The organism is Stenotrophomonas sp. GQ19 (assembly GCF_059758695.1).
In genome coordinates this window covers 44,663-63,600 of the sequence record NZ_JCAXES010000014.1, presented here as the reverse complement: position 1 = coordinate 63,600, position 18,938 = coordinate 44,663, and the positions used below count along the sequence as shown (strand labels likewise).

Genomic DNA, 18,938 nt, shown 5'->3' with positions numbered 1-18,938 from the left:
AGGATCCGCCCGTGGGCTTTTCGACGATCTTCATCCGCCGCCCGATCGCCACCTCGCTGTTGATGGCGGGTCTGCTGCTGCTCGGCATCCTCGGCTACCGCCAGCTGCCGGTGTCGGCGCTGCCGGAGATCGACGCGCCCAGCCTGGTGGTGACCACCCAGTACCCGGGTGCCAACGCCACCACCATGGCCTCGCTGGTGACCACCCCGCTGGAACGCCAGTTCGGGCAGATCTCCGGGCTGGAGATCATGACCTCCGATTCGTCGGCCGGCCTGTCCACGATCATCCTGCAGTTCTCGATGGACCGCGATATCGATATCGCCGCCCAGGACGTGCAGGCCGCGATCCGCCAGGCCACCCTGCCCTCCTCGCTGCCCTACCAGCCGGTCTACAACCGGGTGAACCCGGCCGACGCGGCCATCGTCACCCTCAAGCTCACCTCCGACACGCGCCCGCTGCGCGAGGTCAACAACTACGCCGACTCGATCCTGGCCCAGCGCCTGTCGCAGGTGCAGGGCGTGGGCCTGGTGTCCATCGCCGGCAACGTGCGCCCGGCCGTGCGCATCCAGGTCAACCCGGCGCAGCTGTCCAACATGGGCCTGACACTGGAAGAACTGCGCAGCGCGCTGACCCAGGCCAACGTCAACGCGCCCAAGGGCTCGCTCAACGGCAAGACCCAGTCCTATTCGATCGGCACCAACGACCAGCTGACCAGCGCCGCCGAGTACCGCGACACCATCATCAGCTACAAGAACGGCCGCCCGGTGCGGCTGTCGGACGTGGCCAACGTGGTCGATGGCGTGGAGAACGACCAGCTGGCCGCGTGGGCCGATGGCAAGCCGGCGGTGCTGCTGGAAGTGCGCCGCCAGCCCGGCGCCAACATCGTGCAGACCGTCGAGCGCATCCGCGCGCTGATCCCGCAGCTGCAGAACGTGCTTCCGGCCGACGTGCACCTGGAGATCTTCTCCGACCGTACCGAGACCATCCGCGCTTCGGTGCATGAAGTGCAGTTCACCCTGATCCTCACCATCTGCCTGGTGGTGGCGGTGATCTTCGTGTTCCTGCGCCGGCTGTGGGCCACCATCATTCCCTCGGTGGCGGTGCCGCTGTCGCTGGCCGGCACCTTCGGGGTGATGGCCTTTGCCGGGATGTCGCTGGACAACCTGTCGCTGATGGCGCTGGTGGTGGCCACCGGCTTCGTGGTCGACGATGCGATCGTGATGATCGAAAACATCGTGCGCTACATCGAGCAGGGCAAGAGCGGCCCGGAAGCGGCCGAGATCGGCGCGCGCCAGATCGGCTTCACCGTGCTGTCGCTGACCATCTCGCTGGTGGCGGTGTTCCTGCCGCTGCTGCTGATGCCCGGCGTGACCGGCCGCCTGTTCCACGAGTTCGCCTGGGTGCTGAGCATCGCGGTGACCTTGTCGATGCTGATCTCGCTGACCCTCACCCCGATGATGTGCGCCTACCTGCTCAAGCCCGACGCGCTGCCCGAAGGCGAAGACGCCCACGAGCGCGCCGCGGCGGCCGGCAAGGAAAACCTGTGGACGCGCACCGTGGGCGCCTACGAGCGCAGCCTGGACTGGGTGCTGGACCACCAGCGCATGACCCTGGCGGTGGCCGCCGGTGCGTTGGTGCTCACCGTGGTGCTGTACGTGGTGATCCCCAAGGGCCTGCTGCCCGAGCAGGACACCGGCCTGATCACCGGCGTGGTCCAGGCCGACCAGAACATCGCCTTCCCGCAGATGGAACTGCGCACCAAGGCGGTCGCCGAGGCGCTGCGCAAGGACCCGGCCGTGACCGGCGTGTCGGCCTTCATCGGCGCCGGCAGCATGAACCCCACCCTCAACCAGGGCCAGCTGTCGATCGTGCTCAAGGAGCGCGGCGACCGCGACGGGCTGGATGAGATCCTGCCGCGCCTGCAGCAGGCCGTGGCCGGCATTCCCGGCGTGGCGCTGTACCTCAAGCCGGTGCAGGACGTCACCCTGGACACCCGCGTGGCCGCCACCGAGTACCAGTACTCGCTGTCGGACGTGGACAGCGCGCAGGTCGCGCTGCAGGCCACCCGCCTGACCGAAGCGCTGCGCCAGCGCCCGGAACTGGCCGACGTCGACAACAACCTGTCCAACCAGGGCCGCGCGCTGGAACTGACCATCGACCGCGACAAGGCCAGCGTGCTGGGCGTGCCGATGCAGACCATCGACGACACCCTGTACGACGCGTTCGGCCAGCGCCAGATCTCGACCATCTTCACCGAACTCAACCAGTACCGCGTGGTGCTGGAAGTGGCGCCGGAGTTCCGTACCAGCACCGCGCTGATGAACCAGCTGGCGGTGGCCTCCAACGGCGCCGGCGCACTGACCGGCAGCAACGCCACCAACTTCGGCCAGGTCACCTCGTCCAACTCGTCCACCGCCACCGGCATCGGTGCGCAGAACACCGGCATTCCGGTGGGCGCGGGCAACATCATCCCGCTGGCGGCGCTGGCCGAGGGCAAGATCACCAGCACCCCGCTGGTGGTGAGCCACCAGCAGCAGCTGCCGGCGGTGACGGTGTCGTTCAACATCGCCCCGGGCTATTCGCTGTCCGATGCGGTCAAGGCCATCGAAGAGACCAAGGACGGCCTGGACATGCCCTCGCAGGTGCATGCGCAGTTCATCGGCAAGGCCGCGGAATTCACCGGCAGCCAGACCGACGTGGTGTGGCTGCTGCTGGCCTCGCTGGTGCTGATCTACATCGTGCTGGGCGTGCTGTATGAAAGTTACATCCACCCCTTCACCATCATCTCGACGCTGCCCCCGGCCGGCGTGGGTGCGCTGCTGGCGCTGATGGTGTGCGGGCTGCCGCTGTCGGTGGACGGCATCGTCGGCATCGTGCTGCTGATCGGCATCGTCAAGAAGAACGGCATCATGATGGTGGACTTCGCCATCGAAGCGCGCCGCGCCGGTGCCAACGCGCACGACGCGATCCGCCGCGCCTGCCTGCTGCGCTTCCGCCCGATCATGATGACCACCGCCGCGGCCATGCTCGGCGCGCTGCCGCTGGCACTGGGCACCGGCATCGGCTCGGAGCTGCGCCGCCCGCTGGGTATCGCCATCGTCGGCGGCCTGCTGCTGTCGCAGCTGGTCACCCTGTACACCACGCCGGTGATCTACCTGTACATGGAGCGCTTCTCCGAGTGGATGCGCGAACGCCGCGAGCAGCGCGCGCTGCGCCACGCCAGCGCCCAGGACCGCGCATGAGCACGCCGTACCTGCGCGCCCCGGGGGCACCGGCATGAACATTTCCGGGCCCTTCATCCGCCGCCCGATCGGCACCGCGCTGCTGGCCATCGGCCTGTTCGTGGTTGGCCTGTTCTGCTACCTGAAACTGGGCGTGTCGGCGCTGCCGAACATCCAGATTCCGGTGATCTTCGTGCACGCCAGCCAGTCCGGCGCGGACGCCACCACCATGGCCTCCACGGTCACCGCGCCGCTGGAACGCCACCTGGGCCAGCTGCCCGGCGTGGACCAGATGCGTTCGTCCAGCTCCGAAGGCAGCTCGCTGGTCTTCATGATCTTCCAGAGCGGGGTCGACATCGATTCGGCCGCGCTGGACGTGCAGACCGCGATCAATTCGGCCCAGGCCGACCTGCCGTCCGGGCTCGGTTCGCCGATGTTCCAAAAGGCCAACCCGAACGACGACCCGGTGATCGCCATCGCGCTCACCTCGCAGACGCAGTCGGCCGACGAGCTGTACAACGTGGCCGACTCGCTGCTGGCCCAGCGCATCCGCCAGATCAGCGGTGTGTCCTCGGTGGATATCGCCGGTGCCTCCACGCCGGCGGTGCGGGTGGATGTGAACCTGCGCCTGCTCAACGCGCTCAACCTCACCCCCGATGACCTGCGCAACGCGGTCCGCGCGGCCAACGTGACCTCGCCCACCGGCTTCCTCACCGACGGCAACACCACCACCGCGATCATCGCCAACGACTCGGTGGCACGCGCGGCCGACTTCGCCAACCTGGTCATCAAGACCCAGGACGACGGCCGGGTGATCCGCCTCAAGGACGTGGCCAACGTCTACGACGGCCAGCAGGACGCCTACCAGGCCGCGTGGTTCGACCACAAACCGGCGGTGGTGATGTATGTGTTCACCCGCGCCGGCGCCAACATCGTGGAGACCGTGGACCGGGTCAAGGCGCAGATCCCGATGCTGCGCGACTACCTGCAGCCGGGCACGGTGATGACCCCGTACTTCGACCGCACCCCGACCATCCGCTCGTCGCTGCACGAAGTGCAGATCACCCTGCTGATCAGCCTGGCCATGGTGATCCTGACCATGGCGCTGTTCCTGCGCCGGCTGGCACCGACCCTGATCGCGGCGGTCACCGTGCCGTTGTCGCTGGCCGGTGCGGCGCTGGTGATGTACGTGTTCGGTTTCACCCTGAACAACCTGAGCCTGCTAGCGCTGGTGATCGCGATCGGGTTCGTGGTCGACGATGCGATCGTGGTGATCGAGAACGTCATGCGCCATCTCGACGAAGGCATGCCCCGCATGCAGGCCGCGCTGACCGGCGCGCGCGAGATCGGCTTCACCATCGTCTCGATCACCGCCTCGCTGGTGGCCGTGTTCATCCCGCTGCTGTTCGCCAGCGGCATGGTCGGTGCGTTCTTCCGCGAGTTCACCATCACCCTGGTGGCGGCGATCGTGGTGTCGATGATCGTCTCGCTCACGCTCACCCCGGCGCTGTGCAGCCGCTTCCTGAGCGCGCACGCCGAACCGGAAAAGCCCTCGCGGATCGGCCGCTTCCTGGATGCCACGCACGACCGCATGCTGCGCGTGTACACGGTCTGCCTGGACTTCTCGCTGCGCCACGCCCTGCTGCTGTCGCTCACCCCGATCCTGCTGATCGTGGCCACGGTGATGCTGGGCGGGGCGGTCAAGAAGGGCTCGTTCCCGGCCCAGGACACCGGCCTGATCTGGGGCCGGGCCAACTCCAGCGCCACGGTGTCCTTCGAGGACATGGTCAACCGCCAGCGCCGCATCACCGACATGCTGATGGCCGACCCGGCGGTGAAGACCGTGGGCGTGCGCCTGGGCAGCGGCCGCCAAGGCTCCAGCGCGCAGTTCAACGTGCAGCTGAAGACCCGCAAGGAAGGCCGCAAGGAAACCACCGCGCTGGCCCTGGCACGGCTGAGCGCCAAGGCCGACCGCTACCCCGACCTGCAGCTGCGCCTGCGCGCGATCCAGGATCTGCCCAGCGATGGCGGCGGCGGCAACAGCCAGGGCGCGCAGTACCGGGTCTCGCTGCAGGGCAACGACCTGGCCCAGCTGCAGGAATGGCTGCCCAAGGTGCAGGCCGCGCTGAAGAAGAACCCGAAGCTGCGTGACGTGGGCACCGACGTGGACACCGCTGGACTGCGCCAGAACGTGGTGATCGACCGTGCCAAGGCCGCACGCCTGGGCGTGTCGGTGGGTGCGATCGACGGCGCGCTGTACGGCGCGTTCGGCCAACGCCAGATCTCCACCATCTACTCGGACATCAACCAGTACAGCGTGGTGGTCAACGCACTGCCCGAACAGACCGCCACCCCGCGTGCGCTGGATGAGATCTACGTGCGTGCCGGCAACGGCGAGATGATCCCGCTGACCGCCGTGGCGCATCAGGTGCCCGGGCTGGCACCGCCGCAGATCACCCACGAAAACCAGTACACCACGATGGACCTGAGCTACAACCTGGCGCCGGGCGTGAGTACCGGCGAGGGCGAGGCGATCATCAAGTCCACCGTGGACGGCCTGCGCCTGCCCGGCGACATCCGCATCAGCGATGGCGGCGGCTTCAACGTGCAGCTCAACCCGAACTCGATGCTGATCCTGGTACTGGCCGCCATCATCACCGTGTACCTGGTGCTGGGCATGCTGTACGAAAGCCTGGTGCACCCGGTGACGATCCTGTCCACGCTGCCGGCCGCGGGCGTCGGCGCGCTGCTGGCGTTGTTCGTGACCAACACCGAGCTGTCGGTGATCTCGATGATCGCGCTGGTGCTGTTGATCGGCATCGTCAAGAAGAACGCGATCATGATGATCGACTTCGCGGTGGTGGCCCAGCGTGAGCACGGCAAGAGCCCCCGCGATGCGGTGCGCGAGGCCAGCATCGTGCGCTTCCGCCCGATCATGATGACCACCATGGTGGCGATCCTGGCCGCGGTGCCACTGGCCATCGGCTTGGGCGAAGGCTCCGAACTGCGCCGCCCGCTGGGCATCGCGATGATCGGCGGCCTGCTGTTCTCGCAGAGCCTGACCCTGCTGAGCACGCCGGCGCTGTACGTGATCTTCTCGTGCCTGCGCGAACGCTGGGTCAACCGCCGTGCCCGTCGCCGCGAGCGGCGTGCAATGAAGCGCGGCGCCATCGCCCGGTAGGTACCGACCGTTGGTCGGTACGCGCGGTCGGTACGCCACGGTTTGACGCCAAGCAACAAAACGCGAACAATTCGCATCCAGCCACGGTCCTGCATCGCCTTCGCGATGCCCCCGCTGCCGGTTCCCGGCCAGCCTGCGCGATCCAGCCATCGACCCTCCCCCGCCCTCTGTAGATCGCGGACGGCGTTGTGCTGTCCGCCAAGGAACCCATCGATGCTGTCGTCCCCCCTGCCCCGCCTGGCCACGTTGGCCGTTGCGCTGTCGCTGGCCTGCGCCGCCCATGCCCAGTCCACTCCGGACGGCGCCGTGCGCGCGCGCTCGGCCACCGATCTGGATGCGGTCAAGGTCATCGCCGAACGCACCCACACCGACACCGGCGCGCTCGGCGACCGCGCCGTGCGCGACACCCCGTTCGCGATCGCCGTGGTTGGCCGCGAAGAGATCGAAAAGCGCCAGGTGGTCTCGCTCGGTGACGCCTTCCTGACCGACCCCTCGGTGGTCACCCAGGTCAGCGCGTATGCCAGCGGCTGGAGTTCGCCGATCCGCAACCGCGGCATCGACCTCAGCTACGACAGCTACCGCGTCAACGGCCTGCAGGTGTCCTCGTGGGGCACCGAATGGCCGCTGGAAGTGATGGAACAGGTGGAACTGCTCAAGGGCCCCGGTGGCTTCATGTACGGCTTCGGCCAGCCCGGCGGCATCGTCAACTACGTCACCAAGAAGCCCACCGACACCCCCACCTTCGCTGCCCAGCTCGGCTGGCGAGAGGCGGGTATCGTGAGCGGCCAGGTCGACGTGGGCGGGCGCTTCGGCAATGAAGACATGTTCGGCTACCGCTTCAACGCGTACCAGGAGAAGGGCGAAACCTTCAATGGTGGCGAGGTCAACCGCAAGGTCGGCGCCCTGTCACTGGATGCGCGCCTGAGCGACAGCCTCACCTGGACCTTCGATGGCGTGTTCCAGTCGCGCGCGCTCAGCAACGAATCGCCGCAGTACTACTTCATCGGTCTGACCGAGCTGCCGCGCCCGCTGGCCGGCGACATCGACAACAGCATCGACGGCAGCTACTACGACACCCGTTCCAGCCTGCTCTCCACCGCGTTGAACTGGCAGATCAACAGCGACTGGAAGGCCAGCCTCAGCTATGGCGTGACCACCTCGTGGAACGACGTCAACAAGGTGTTCGCCTACATCGACAACGTCAACGGCGATTACAACGTCAACACCTACGAACTGGGCGGCAAGAGCGAGTGGAAGCTGGCCCAGGCCATCGTACAGGGCCGCTTCAACACCGGCCCGCTGTCGCACCAGGTGGTGGCCGGCGTCTCGCACCAGACCGGCCTCGGCTGGGACCGCCCGAACGAATGGAACACCATCGGCCGCGGCAACATCTACCAGCGCCCGGTGCTGCGCCACGATGCCGTGGGTTCGCGCGTGCTCAGCCGCGGCAGCGAAACCGTGCAGCAGGCGGTGTTCGTCAGCGACACGGTCAGCTTCGCCGATGGCTGGTCGCTGCTTGCCGGCGCGCGCTACAACGATTTCGAGAACAAGGGCGCCTACCACACCTACCCGGTCACCCCCACCTACGCCCTGATGTACAAGCCGGCCGATGCCGTCACCCTGTACGCCAGCTACGTGGAATCGCTGGAAGCAGGCAGCCGCGTCGGCAGCGACTACATCAACGCCGGCACCGTGCTCGACCCGACCATCAGCACGCAGTACGAGATCTGCGCCAAGATCGAGTACCCGCGCTGGAACGCCAACGCCGCCGCCTTCCGCCTGGAGCGCGGTGCCAATATCGACCGGCTCACCCCGGCCGGCAAGGTGCTGGTGCAGGACGGCATCACCCTGTACGAAGGCGTTGAGATCAGCGGCAACGTCCGCCTGACCGATGCGCTCACCGTCGGCGGTGGCGTCACCTGGCTCGACCCCACCTACGACAAGCTGTCCCCCGACAGCGTGGCCCAGCAGGGCAACCGCACCGTCGGCGCCGCCCGCTGGCAGGGCGTGCTGCACGCCGACTACAGCATCCCGCAGGTGGACGGCCTGAGCGTGTATGCGCTGGCCCGCTACTACGGCGATGTCTATTACGACGCCGACAACACCCTCAAACTGCCGGACTACACTCTGGTCAACGCCGGCCTGGGCTACCGCATGCAGCTCGACGGCCACCCGGTCACCTGGCGCGCCGGCGTAGAGAACCTGGCCAACAAAAAATACTGGTCCAACGCCGGCGTCGGCCTGCCGCGCACCTTCGCGGTGAGCGTGCGCTTCGACATGTAATTCGATCGGCCGGTAGCTCCCCACACCCGGGAACGCCGGCCGCTGGCCGGCTCCTCGCCCACCCTGCGCACCCGGGAATGCCGGCCACTGGCCGGCTCCTCGCACACCCTCCACACCCGGGTAGTGCCGGCCGCTGGCCGGCTCCTCGCACACCCTCCGCACCCGGGAATGCCGGCCACTGGCCGGCTCCTCGCACACCCTCCGCACCCGGGTAGTGCCGGCCGCTGGCCGGCTCCTCGCACACCCTCCGCACCCGGGTAGTGCCGGCCGCTGGCCGGCTCCTCGCACACCATCAACACCTGAGAATGCCGGCCGCTGGCCGGCTCCTCGCACCTCCGTCCGGGCGCACGGGGAGCCGGCCAGCGGCCGGCACGCGCATCGTGCCCGCCCTGCGCAGCACGTTGACGTTGGATCGCCGTCAGGCTGTCCCCTTCACCCCACACCCGCAATAATGGGCTGCCCCGCACCCCGAGCCCGCATGTCCGCCCGAGAATCCCGCCTGAGCCGCCTGTGGGCGCATGAAAAGGCCAGCTACGGCCTGCGGGTACTCATCGCGCTGTCGGTGGCCATGGGCCTGTGCTGGCACCTGGACCAGCTGCCCGCGCTGCCCGGCGTGTTCCTCGGCATCATTGCCAGCGCCATCGCCGAAACCGACGACAACTGGTGGGGCCGGACCAAATCGGTCGCCCTCTCCCTGCTCTGCTTCGTCATCGCCGCCGCCGCGGTGGTCGAACTGTTCGCCTGGCCCTGGCTGTTCATCGCCGCACTGGCCGTGTCCACCTTCGGCCTCACCCTGCTCGGCGCGCTCGGCGAACGCTACGCGTCCATCGCCCAGGCCACCGTCACCCTGGCCATCTACACCATGATCGGCCTGGAACAGCACGGCGCCAGCGACCGCGCCCAGGCCATCAGCGCGGTCAGCCACCTGCTCGCCGGCGCGCTCTGGTACGGCCTGCTCTCGATCCTGTGGACCGCCCTGTTTGCCAACCGGCCCGTGCGCGAGCGCATCGCCCGTCTGTACCTCGAACTGGGCCGCTACCTGCAGCTCAAGGCCGACCTGTTCGAACCCATCCGCGACGCCGACGTGCAGAAGCGCCAGCTGGCCCTGGCCGAACAGAACCGCCGCGTGGTGGAGGCGCTGAACATCGCCAAGGTCGCCATCCTCGCCCGCTTCGGTCGCTCCGGCCGGCCCGGCGTGCAGTCCGGCCTGTACCTGCGCCTGTACTACATGGCCCAGGACTTCCACGAACGCGCCAGCTCCTCGCACTATCCCTATGGCGCGCTCACCGAGGCCTTCTTCCACAGCGACGTGCTGTACCGCTGCCAGCGCCTGCTCGCCCTGCAGGGTGAGGCCTGTGCCAACCTGGGCCTGGCCATCCGCCTGCGCCGCCCGTTCCAGTACGGCGAGCGCACCAAGCAGGCCACCGCCGACCTCACCGATTCGCTCACCTGGCTGCGTGCCCAGCACAACCCGCAGTGGCAGCGCCTGCTGTCCTCGCTGGAGCTGCTCGGCCACAACCTGCAGAGCATCGAGCGGCGCCTGTCCGAGGCCGAAAAGTCCGACGCCACGTTGGACAACGTCGACACCCGCCTGCGCGACACCAATCCGCATACCCTGCGCGAAATGTTCGTGCGCATCCGCCAGCAGCTCACCCCCGGCTCGGTGCTGTTCCGCCACGGCCTGCGCATGGCGCTGGCCCTGATCGTCGGCTTTGCGGTGATCCGCCTGGTCAACGCCCAGAACGGCTCGTGGGTGCTGCTCACCATCGTGTTCGTGTGCCGCCCGCATTTCGGCGCCACCCGGCAACGGCTGGCCCAGCGTATCGCCGGCACCCTGATCGGGCTGGTGCTGACCTGGGCGCTGATGCAGCTGTTCCAGGACCTGCGCATCGAACTGCTGATCGCCCTGCTCTCGGCGCTGCTGTTCTTCTTCACCCGCAGCGACCGCTACCTGGTGGCGTCGGCGGCCATCACGGTCATGGCGCTGACCTGCTTCAACCTGATCGGCGACGGCTTCCTGCTGATCTGGCCCCGCCTGGTCGACACCCTGCTGGGCTGCGCGATCGCCGCGGCCGCGGCCTTCCTGATCCTGCCCGACTGGCAGGGCCGCCGCTTGAACCTGGTCATGGCCCGCGTGCTGGCCAACTGCGCGCGCTACCTGGATGCGGTGCTGGGCCAGTACGGCAGCGGCATGCAGGACGACCTGGCGTACCGCATCGCCCGCCGCGACATGCACAACGCCGACGCCGCACTGTCCACCGCGCTGTCGAACATGCTGCGCGAGCCGGGCCACGTGCGCCGCAACCTGGATGCCGGGTTCCGCTTCCTGGCGCTCTCCAACACCCTGCTGGGGCATCTGTCGGCGCTCGGTGCGCATCGCGCGCAGCTGGACAGCTACGCGCAGGACGCCCAGGCACTGGCCGGCGGCGAGCGGGTGGAACAGGCCATGCAGCAGATCGCCGCGGCGCTGGAGCAACGCCAACCGGTGGAGGAGGCCGATAACGACGGCGACCGCGCCCTGGCCGAGCAGCTGGAACAGATCACCGACGACATGCCGCCCAAACTGCAGCTGATCCGCACCCAGATGGGCCTGATGCTGCGCCTGCTGCCCAAGCTGCGCGGCGCCGCCAACGAGGCCGCGCGCACCTTGCGGTGAGGGGGCTCCGGGGCAGCGGGGCAGAGCCCCGCTCTACGACGGCTCCTGCAACGCCGTAAGACGTCCCCCGTAGCGCCGGGCTCTGCCCGGCAGCCGTCGATCGGCGCAACGCCATACGACCGTCCCCGTAGCGCCGGGCTCTGCCCGGCAGCCGTCGATCGACGCAACGCCGGGGGCCGCCCGGCTGCATGCTAGGCTGCGCCGGTTCGCAAGGAGTTTCCATGTCCGGCCACAGTCAGTTCGCCCTGCTCAAGCAGCGTCGCTTCCTGCCGTTCTTCGTCGTCCAGTCGCTGGGTGCGTTCAACGACAACGTGTACCGGCAGGCCATCATCGGCCTGCTGTTCTACCTCGGCGTCAGCCAGGAAGAGCAGTCGCTGTACACCACGCTGGCGCCGGCCATCTTCATCCTGCCCTACTTCCTGTTCTCGGCACTGGCCGGGCAGATCGCCGAAAAACTGGAAAAATCGCGGCTGATCGTGATCACCACCACCATGGAGATCGCGATCATGTCGCTGGCCGCGGTGGGCTTCCTCACCCAGAGCATGCCGGTGCTGCTGGTGGCCCTGTTCTGCACCGGCCTGCAGTCCACCCTGTTCGGCCCGGTGAAGTATTCGGTGCTGCCTTCGGTGCTGCGCCCGGAAGAACTCACCGGCGGCAACGGGCTGGTCGAGATGGGCACCTCGATGTCGATCCTGACCGGCATGATCAGCGGCGGCATCATCTTCACCCTGGCCGGCAGCTTCGGCCCGGTGGTGGCGGCCACCGCGGTGATCGCGCTGGCCATCTTCGGCAACATCACCGCGCGCATGATCCCGAAAGTGGATGCGGGCGCGCCGGACTTGAAGATCAACTGGAACCCGATCCCCGAATCGCTGGCCGTGCTGCGCCTGGCCAAGAAGCAGAAAGCGGTGCGCAACGCCATCCTGGGCGTGTCCTGGTTCTGGTTCGTGGGCACCATGCTCACCTCGCAGCTGCCCACCTACGCGGTGGTCAACCTGGGCGGCGAGCCCACCCTGTACATCTTCGCGCTGGCGCTGTTCTCGGTCGGCACCGGCGTGGGCTCGCTGCTCTGCGAAAAACTGTCCGGGCGCACGGTGGAAATCGGCCTGGTGCCGCTGGGCGCGTTCGGCATGACCGCCTTCATGCTGGACCTGTACTTCGCCCGGGCCGGCACGGCCACCGCGGCCGGGCTGAGCGTGGGTGCCTTCGTTTCCCAGCCGGGCAGCATCCGCATCATCATCGACCTGATCGGCATCGGCCTGTTCACCGGCTTCTTCGTGGTGCCCCTGTTCGCACTGATCCAGAGCCGCACGCCGAAGTCGGAAATGTCGCGCGTGTTCGCCGCGCTCAACATCCAGAACTCGGGCTTCATCGTGGGTGCGGCGATGATCGCGCTGGCCACGCAGAAGTTCCTGCACTGGACCATCCCGCAGCTGTTCCTGGCGCTGGCCATCGCCAATGCCGTGGTGTCGATCTACATCTTCACCATCGTCCCCGAATTCCTGATGCGCTTCCTCAGCTGGGTGATGGTGCGCGGCCTGTACCGGCTGCGCCTGCACGGGATCGAAGCCAATGTGCCCGACGAAGGCGCTGCGCTGATCGTGTGCAACCACGTCAGCTACATGGACGCGTTGATCCTGTCGGCGACGATTCCGCGCCCGGTGCGCTTTGTCATGTACTACAAGATCTTCAACATCCCGGTGATGCGCTGGATCTTCCGCACCGCCAAGGCAATCCCCATTGCCGGCGCGCGCGAAGACCCCGCGCTGATGCAGGCCGCCTTCGATGAAGTGGACAAAGCCCTGGCCGACGGCGAGCTGGTCTGCATCTTCCCCGAAGGCGCGCTCACCCGCGATGGCGAGATGGGCGCGTTCAAGTCCGGCGTGGAGAAGATCCTCGAGCGCCGCCCGGTGCCGGTGGTGCCGATGGCACTGCGCGGCATGTGGGCCAGCATGTGGAGCCGGCGCGACACCCGGCTGGGCCGCATGCGCGTGCCACGCCGGTTCCGCGCGCATGTCGAGGTGGCCGCCGCGCCGGCGCTTGCCGGCCAGGGTGCCAGTGCCGACATCCTGGAGCAGCAGGTACGGCAGCTACGCGGAGAAAATGGCTGAGGCCTAGTGCCGTCTGGATGTAAACGCATACATCCGGGCGTCCATCGGGTAAATTAGCGCCGGGGGACGTCCGATCCGCGCAGGCCAGCGCGGCGGCGGCCGAATATCATGCGTACCGTTTGTTGCACCGATCGATGACGTTGCCACTGTGTGTGCGTGCGTTGTACCCCGTTCCACGCCCGTCAAATCCACCCAAGAAAATGGAGCTTTTCAGATGAACACCACTGCCGCACAAATCCCGAACCACCTGGTCTGGGCCATCCTGGCCACCCTGTTCTGCTGCCTGCCGGGCGGTATCGTGTCGATCGTCTACGCTGCCCAGGTCAACGGCAAGATTGCCGCGGGTGACCTTGCCGGCGCGCGTGACTCGTCGGACAAGGCGAAGAAGTGGGCCATGTGGTCGGCCATTGCCGGCGTCATCGTCGCCGTGCTGTACGTCGTGCTGGTGATGGCGATGGGCGGCCTGGGCGCGCTGAGCAACAGCGGCTACTGATCAGCACCGGGACGGCCTGGCCGGGGAACCTGCATGGGTTCACCGGCCGGGCCGTTTGCGCGTCATGGCCCTGCCCTCCCGAACCACGCTTGCCCGCTGGGCGCCCACGGCACTGGTTGCCGGCCTGGGCGCAGGCGCCATCGTGGTGTTGCGCAACGTCAGCCCCTATGGCGCCAACAGCCCGCTGCCGGGTTGCCCGCTATACGCACTGACCGGCCTGTACTGCCCCGGCTGCGGCAGCACGCGCTGCCTTTACTCGCTGGTCCATTTCGATTGGCAGGGCGCCATCGCGATGAATCCGCTGCTGGTGATTTCGCTGCCCTTCCTGCTGCTCATGCTGCTGCACGGTGCCGGGGTGCGCCCGCGCGTGCTTGAACCGCTGATGCGCGTGCTGGCCAGCCCGATGTTCTGGCTGGTGTTGCTGGTGGGGTATGCGGTGCTTCGCAACCTGCCATGGATGCCGTTCGCCTGGCTTGCGCCGGGTTAGCGTGGCAGGTGCCGGGTAGAACCCGGCATTACGGGATACGGATGCCGGGTCAGGTTACCCAGCCGGCAATGACCAGTAGGGCCAGCGCGGCCATCCACAGCAACAGCATCCGCCACACCAGGCTCATCGCATCGCGCAGCTCCGGCAGGCGACGCCACACCGGCACCATCCCGGCATCGCTGTAGTCGTGTGCTTCTTCGCGCAGTTCGGCGCTCACGCTGGCGCGCGCCACCGCGCCCAGGAACACCGTCGAGGTCGCCCACTGGTTGCCGTGCGCCTGTCGCCAGGCCTTGTAAGCCGTGTCGAAGTTGCCCACCAGGGCCATCGACAGCGACATCAGCTGGGCCACCGGCCATTCCAGCCAGCCCAGCACCACCCGTGCACCGACCACGGCGTCGAGCGGGGCCAGCGAACGCATCGGCCCAACCGCCAGCAAGGCCAGCAGCCGGTACGCCACGGCGCCCACCGGGCCCAGCAGCAGGAACCAGAACAGCACCGCGAACCAGCGCCGCAAGCCGTTGAGCACCGTGGCCTCGACCAGCGACGATACGTCCTCGTGCAGGCTGCCCCCGGCCGATTGCAGCTGGGCGATCGCCGCGTGCCGGGTGGGTGCGTCATCGGCGTCGATCACCGCTTCCACATCACGGTCCAGGTCGCGCGGGCCCCAGCAGATCACCAGCGTGGCCACGCCCAGCAGCAGTGACGGCAGACCGAACACGCGGCCGTGCAACGCCCACTGCAGCAACAGCACCCCCAGCACCCACGGCAGCACCGCCAGCACCCAGCCCTGGCGGCTACGCCAGAACCCGTTTTCGGCCGCATGCGCATCCAGCCATTGCAGCCAGCGCCGGTAGAACCCGAAACCGCGAAGGGCCACGGCCGCAGCCGGCGCGACATGGCCCAGGGCCAGGGCGACCAGCACGGCAACCAGGGTGGTGAACATGTATGCCTCCGGCGCGGATCGTGGCCGCTACTATGCCTTGCGACCCGGCAATTCCCCGGGCCGAGGGTAATGTACGCCGCTGCGTGTTCAGCCAGCGGCAACGCAGGCCGTGGCTCAGCCCACCTGCTGGCGGTACCAGTGCTCGATCAGGCTGCGCGAAATCGAAATCGGCGGCGACAGGCGGATGCCCTCGCCGTCGTCTTCGACGTCCCGGGCCAGCGCCGCGCCCACTTCCTCGGCCGTGAACCAGCGTGCATCTTCCAGCTCGCCGTCCACCGTAGGCACGTCGTCTTCGGCCGTGGCCGCAAAGCCCAGCATCAACGCGCCCGGGAACGGCCAGGGCTGGGTGCCCAGGTACTGGCAGTGGCGAACGCGCACCTTGCTCTCTTCGAACACTTCACGCACCACGGTCTGCTCCAGCGACTCGCCCGGCTCGACGAACCCGGCCAGCACCGAATAGCGGCGCGGTGCCCAGTTGGCCTGCCGCCCGAGCAGCAGCCGCCCGTTGTTTTCCACCGCCACGATCACCGCCGGGTCCACCCGCGGGTAGTGCTCGGTACCGCATTGCGCGCAGCGCCCGACAAAGCCGCCGCGCGCGAAGGTGATGCCGCCGCCGCACACCCCGCAGAAGCGCGTGCGCGACTGCCAGTACGACATCCCGCGCGCATAGCAGAACGCGCTGGCATCGGCGGCCGACCACGTGGTGGCCGACTCGCGCAGATCCACCCGCTGCGGGGCGGTGACATCCACGGTCGCTGCTTCCAGCGAGAACCAGGCACGCTCACCGCGCAGCCCAAGGAAGATCGCCGTTCCCGGCCCGCCCCCGACCTGCGCGCCGGTCAGCGCAAGCGGCTGGCCATCGTCGCCGGCCAGCGCGCGGCCGTCGGTGTCGAGCACCAGCACGTGCGCATCGGGCCACAGCCGCGCCAGCGCGTCGGCGTCCTGGCGCAGCGGATCGGCACGTTCAAGGGGATCGGTGGTGAAAGCAAAGCCGGACAGCGGCGTAGAAAATGTCGACATGCGGCAAGCCTGCCCACATTCGATCACAGTGGCAAGCGCCAGCCGACCGGTGTGGTCGGCAGCGCCAGACACATCACATGCTGAAACTGCTGCCGCAGCCGCAGGTGGTTTTGGCGTTCGGATTGCGGATCACGAACTGCGCGCCAGTCAGGCTTTCGGTGTAGTCCACCTCGGCGCCCATCAGGTACTGCAGGCTCAGCGGATCCACCAGCAGGGTGACACCGTTGGTGTCCACCGCCAGATCATCCTCGGCACGGTTCTCATCGAACTCGAACCCGTACTGGAAGCCGGAGCAGCCACCGCCCTGGATGTACACGCGCAAGGCAAGGCTGGTACTGGCCTCGTCCTGGATCAATTCCTTCACTTTGGCCGCAGCGGCTTCGGTGAAGTTGAGGGGACGGTCCAGCGATTGGTAGTTCGGCGCGGCGACAGGTGCGCCGGGCAAGGAAACAAGCGTGCTCATGTCCCCAGCATGGGGGCGCATGGGCACGCTTTCAAGCTGTCAGCCGTTCAGGCCATGGCCTCGGCCAGCTTCTTGCGGGCTGCGCCGTCCTTGCCCTTGCCGGCGGTGTCGTCGGCCGGCGGCGGCAGCGCGGCCATCTGCGCGCTGCCATGGATCAGGCGACCGGTCAGCTGCGCGCCGGCGTTCATCTCCACCACCTGGTAGTGGATGTTGCCGGAGACCCGCGCGGTCGGGGTCAGCTCCACCTTTTCGGTGGCGTGCACGTCGCCGTCCAGGCGGCCACTGATGACCACCACCTGGGCGCGGATCTCGCCCTCGATGCTGCCCTGCTCGGCCAGGGTGATGGTGGCATTGGCTGCCCCCTCGGCGGCGATGACCTTGCCCAGGATGGTGCCTTCCACATACAGGCCCCCACTGAACTCCACGTCGCCGCGGATCACCACCTGTGCGCCGATCAGCGCGTCCACGACCAGATGTCCGTCGCGGTTGGATTTGTTGCTGCCAAACATGGGCTTACTCCCCTTCTTTCGCCGATGGTGCTGCCGGTGCGCCGGCCTGCTTCCAATCAAAAACCTGGGTGGCGCCCCCCGCGCCCGATCCCAGCGTGACCCGCACACGTTGCGGGGTGAAGTCTTTCGGCAGGATGATGCTGCCGGTGAGCTGCTGGAAATACCGGAAGGAATAGTCCTGGCCCGGCACCTTGGTGCGCTGGTGCAGCTCGTCCCAGCTGACCGAGGTCAGCTTGCCGCCTTTGACGCCTTCCACGGTAAACCGCATCTGGCCCTGGCTGATCGCACCGCGATTGAGGTTCTGGGTCAGCACCACCGCGTACTGCCAGGTGCCGCCGGTTTCCGGGCTGAATTCGACCGAATGGGTGTTCAGGCCCTTGCGCTGGCTGGTCGCCCCCACCAGACGCTCGTAGAAGGCCACGTCCGCGCGCAGACCGGCGATTTCCTCGTCGCGCTCGCCCAGCGAGGTCTGCACTTCATTGTTGGCGGCCCGGCTGATGCGGTCCGACGCCTGCAGCGTGGCCTGGCGCTGCTGCAGCTCGACCACCTGCTTGTTCAGGCTTTCCGCGCGCGCCTGCGCCGCGTCCAGCTGCTTGCCGGCATCCCCGCCGGGGCCGGCGGTCCAGCGCCCGATCAGGACGGCCAGGATGACGCTGACCAGCCACACCCCGGCCAGAATGGCCAGACGGCGGCGATCCTGCACGGGCGGCGTGCCGGGCCGGCGGATCTGGATACGCGATGGAGTCGGAGAGTTCATGGCGGTTGTCCGCGGCAGCGCGCTTGGCGATACCGGCACGGCCCCTGTCGGAACGAGCGACTGGCTAGTGTAAATCAGGGTCGGGCGATTTCACGCGCCAGCGGGCGTGGCCGGCGGTGGCGTTCATTGACGTCATCCCCGATAGTGTGGGCCTGTGCACACTTTGCAGGCGGAGCGCGCGTCATGACCGAAGCCCATCTGTTCGTCGTCGGCATCCTGCTGGCCTGGCTGGCGGGCATCCGCGTCTACCTGACCGTGTTCGGCGTGGGCCTGGCCGGGCTGCTTGGCTGGGTGGACCTGCCGCCGGCCCTGCAGGCCACCGAATCGTACTGGGTGCTGGGCACCTCGGCGGTGCTGGCGGTGGCCGAGTTCTTCGCCGACAAGATTCCCGGGGTGGATTCGGTCTGGGACCTGGTCCAGACCCTGGCCCGGGTGCCGGCCGGTGCCTTCCTGGCCGCCGCCACCCTGTCACCCGGCGGCGAACTCAGCGGCACCGCGCTGGTCGCCGGGGCCGGGGTGGCGCTGGCCAGCCACGGGCTCAAGTCCGGTACCCGCGCCCTGCTCAACACCTCACCGGAACCGGCCAGCAACTGGGTGGCCTCGGCTGCCGAAGACACCGTGGTGGTGGGCGGGCTGGCATTGGCGCTGGCCCACCCGTGGCTGGCGCTGATCCTGGTGGTTGGCTGCAGCCTGATCGGCGCGCTGGTGGTGTGGTGGGTGTGGCGCACATTGTGGAAGGGCATGCGCTGGTTGCTCGGGCAAGCCGCCGAGCGACCCGGGGCGCTGCCGAATCGCGACGTGCTGCCACCGTAGG

The 18,938-nt window shown here is 68.0% G+C and carries 13 protein-coding genes; 8 read left to right on the top strand and 5 right to left on the bottom strand.

Annotation, left to right across the window (positions count from 1 at the left end; translation table 11 throughout):
• The first annotated feature begins 11 nt into the window (after positions 1–11).
• The 7 genes from AC6CHL_RS19985 (at position 12) to AC6CHL_RS19955 (ending at position 14,432) form a co-directional block, all read left to right on the top strand.
• The gene (locus AC6CHL_RS19985; RefSeq protein ID WP_038685812.1) at positions 12–3,242 is read left to right on the top strand and encodes an efflux RND transporter permease subunit; all 3,231 of its coding nucleotides are present in this window, start codon (positions 12–14) and stop codon (positions 3,240–3,242) included.
• 34 nt (positions 3,243–3,276) lie between these two features.
• Positions 3,277–6,402: an efflux RND transporter permease subunit gene (locus AC6CHL_RS19980; protein ID WP_498295931.1), complete on the top strand. Its 3,126-nt coding sequence runs from the start codon at positions 3,277–3,279 to the stop codon at positions 6,400–6,402.
• Positions 6,403–6,615: 213 nt separating this feature from the next.
• Positions 6,616–8,685 (top strand): TonB-dependent siderophore receptor, encoded by a 2,070-nt coding sequence (locus AC6CHL_RS19975; RefSeq protein ID WP_498295929.1) that lies wholly within the window; start codon positions 6,616–6,618, stop codon positions 8,683–8,685.
• A 478-nt stretch (positions 8,686–9,163) separates the two neighbouring features.
• Positions 9,164–11,341 (top strand): YccS family putative transporter, encoded by a 2,178-nt coding sequence (gene yccS / locus AC6CHL_RS19970; protein ID WP_141057790.1) that lies wholly within the window; start codon positions 9,164–9,166, stop codon positions 11,339–11,341.
• Positions 11,342–11,562: 221 nt separating this feature from the next.
• On the top strand, positions 11,563–13,452 hold the full coding sequence (locus tag AC6CHL_RS19965; RefSeq protein WP_498295927.1) for an MFS transporter: 1,890 nt from the start codon (positions 11,563–11,565) through the stop codon (positions 13,450–13,452).
• A 214-nt stretch (positions 13,453–13,666) separates the two neighbouring features.
• Positions 13,667–13,945, top strand: a complete 279-nt coding sequence (locus AC6CHL_RS19960; protein ID WP_038685807.1) for a CD225/dispanin family protein — start codon at positions 13,667–13,669, stop codon at positions 13,943–13,945.
• Between the two features lie 64 nt (positions 13,946–14,009).
• Positions 14,010–14,432 carry a DUF2752 domain-containing protein gene (locus AC6CHL_RS19955; RefSeq protein WP_038685806.1) on the top strand — a complete coding sequence of 141 codons (423 nt, stop codon included), beginning with the start codon at positions 14,010–14,012 and terminating at the stop codon, positions 14,430–14,432.
• A 49-nt stretch (positions 14,433–14,481) separates the two neighbouring features.
• Here AC6CHL_RS19955 and ampE read toward each other — a convergent pair whose 3' ends face one another.
• From ampE to AC6CHL_RS19930, 5 genes are all read right to left on the bottom strand, one after another.
• Entirely contained in the window at positions 14,482–15,375 is an 894-nt protein-coding gene (ampE, locus tag AC6CHL_RS19950) for a regulatory signaling modulator protein AmpE (RefSeq protein ID WP_448134615.1), read from the bottom strand.
• A 114-nt stretch (positions 15,376–15,489) separates the two neighbouring features.
• A complete protein-coding gene (gene nudC, locus AC6CHL_RS19945; RefSeq protein WP_448134616.1) occupies positions 15,490–16,395 on the bottom strand; it encodes an NAD(+) diphosphatase in 906 nt (301 codons plus the stop codon).
• 73 nt (positions 16,396–16,468) lie between these two features.
• Positions 16,469–16,858: an iron-sulfur cluster insertion protein ErpA gene (gene erpA / locus AC6CHL_RS19940; RefSeq protein WP_038685803.1), complete on the bottom strand. Its 390-nt coding sequence runs from the start codon at positions 16,856–16,858 to the stop codon at positions 16,469–16,471.
• Between the two features lie 47 nt (positions 16,859–16,905).
• A complete protein-coding gene (locus AC6CHL_RS19935) occupies positions 16,906–17,367 on the bottom strand; it encodes a bactofilin family protein (protein ID WP_038685802.1) in 462 nt (153 codons plus the stop codon).
• Positions 17,368–17,371: 4 nt separating this feature from the next.
• Positions 17,372–18,124: a DUF6776 family protein gene (locus tag AC6CHL_RS19930; protein ID WP_038685801.1), complete on the bottom strand. Its 753-nt coding sequence runs from the start codon at positions 18,122–18,124 to the stop codon at positions 17,372–17,374.
• A 183-nt stretch (positions 18,125–18,307) separates the two neighbouring features.
• Between AC6CHL_RS19930 and AC6CHL_RS19925 the strand changes: the two genes are divergently transcribed.
• Complete coding sequence (locus tag AC6CHL_RS19925) at positions 18,308–18,937, top strand: DUF4126 domain-containing protein (protein WP_038685800.1); 630 nt, start codon at positions 18,308–18,310, stop codon at positions 18,935–18,937.
• Position 18,938 lies beyond the last annotated feature (1 nt).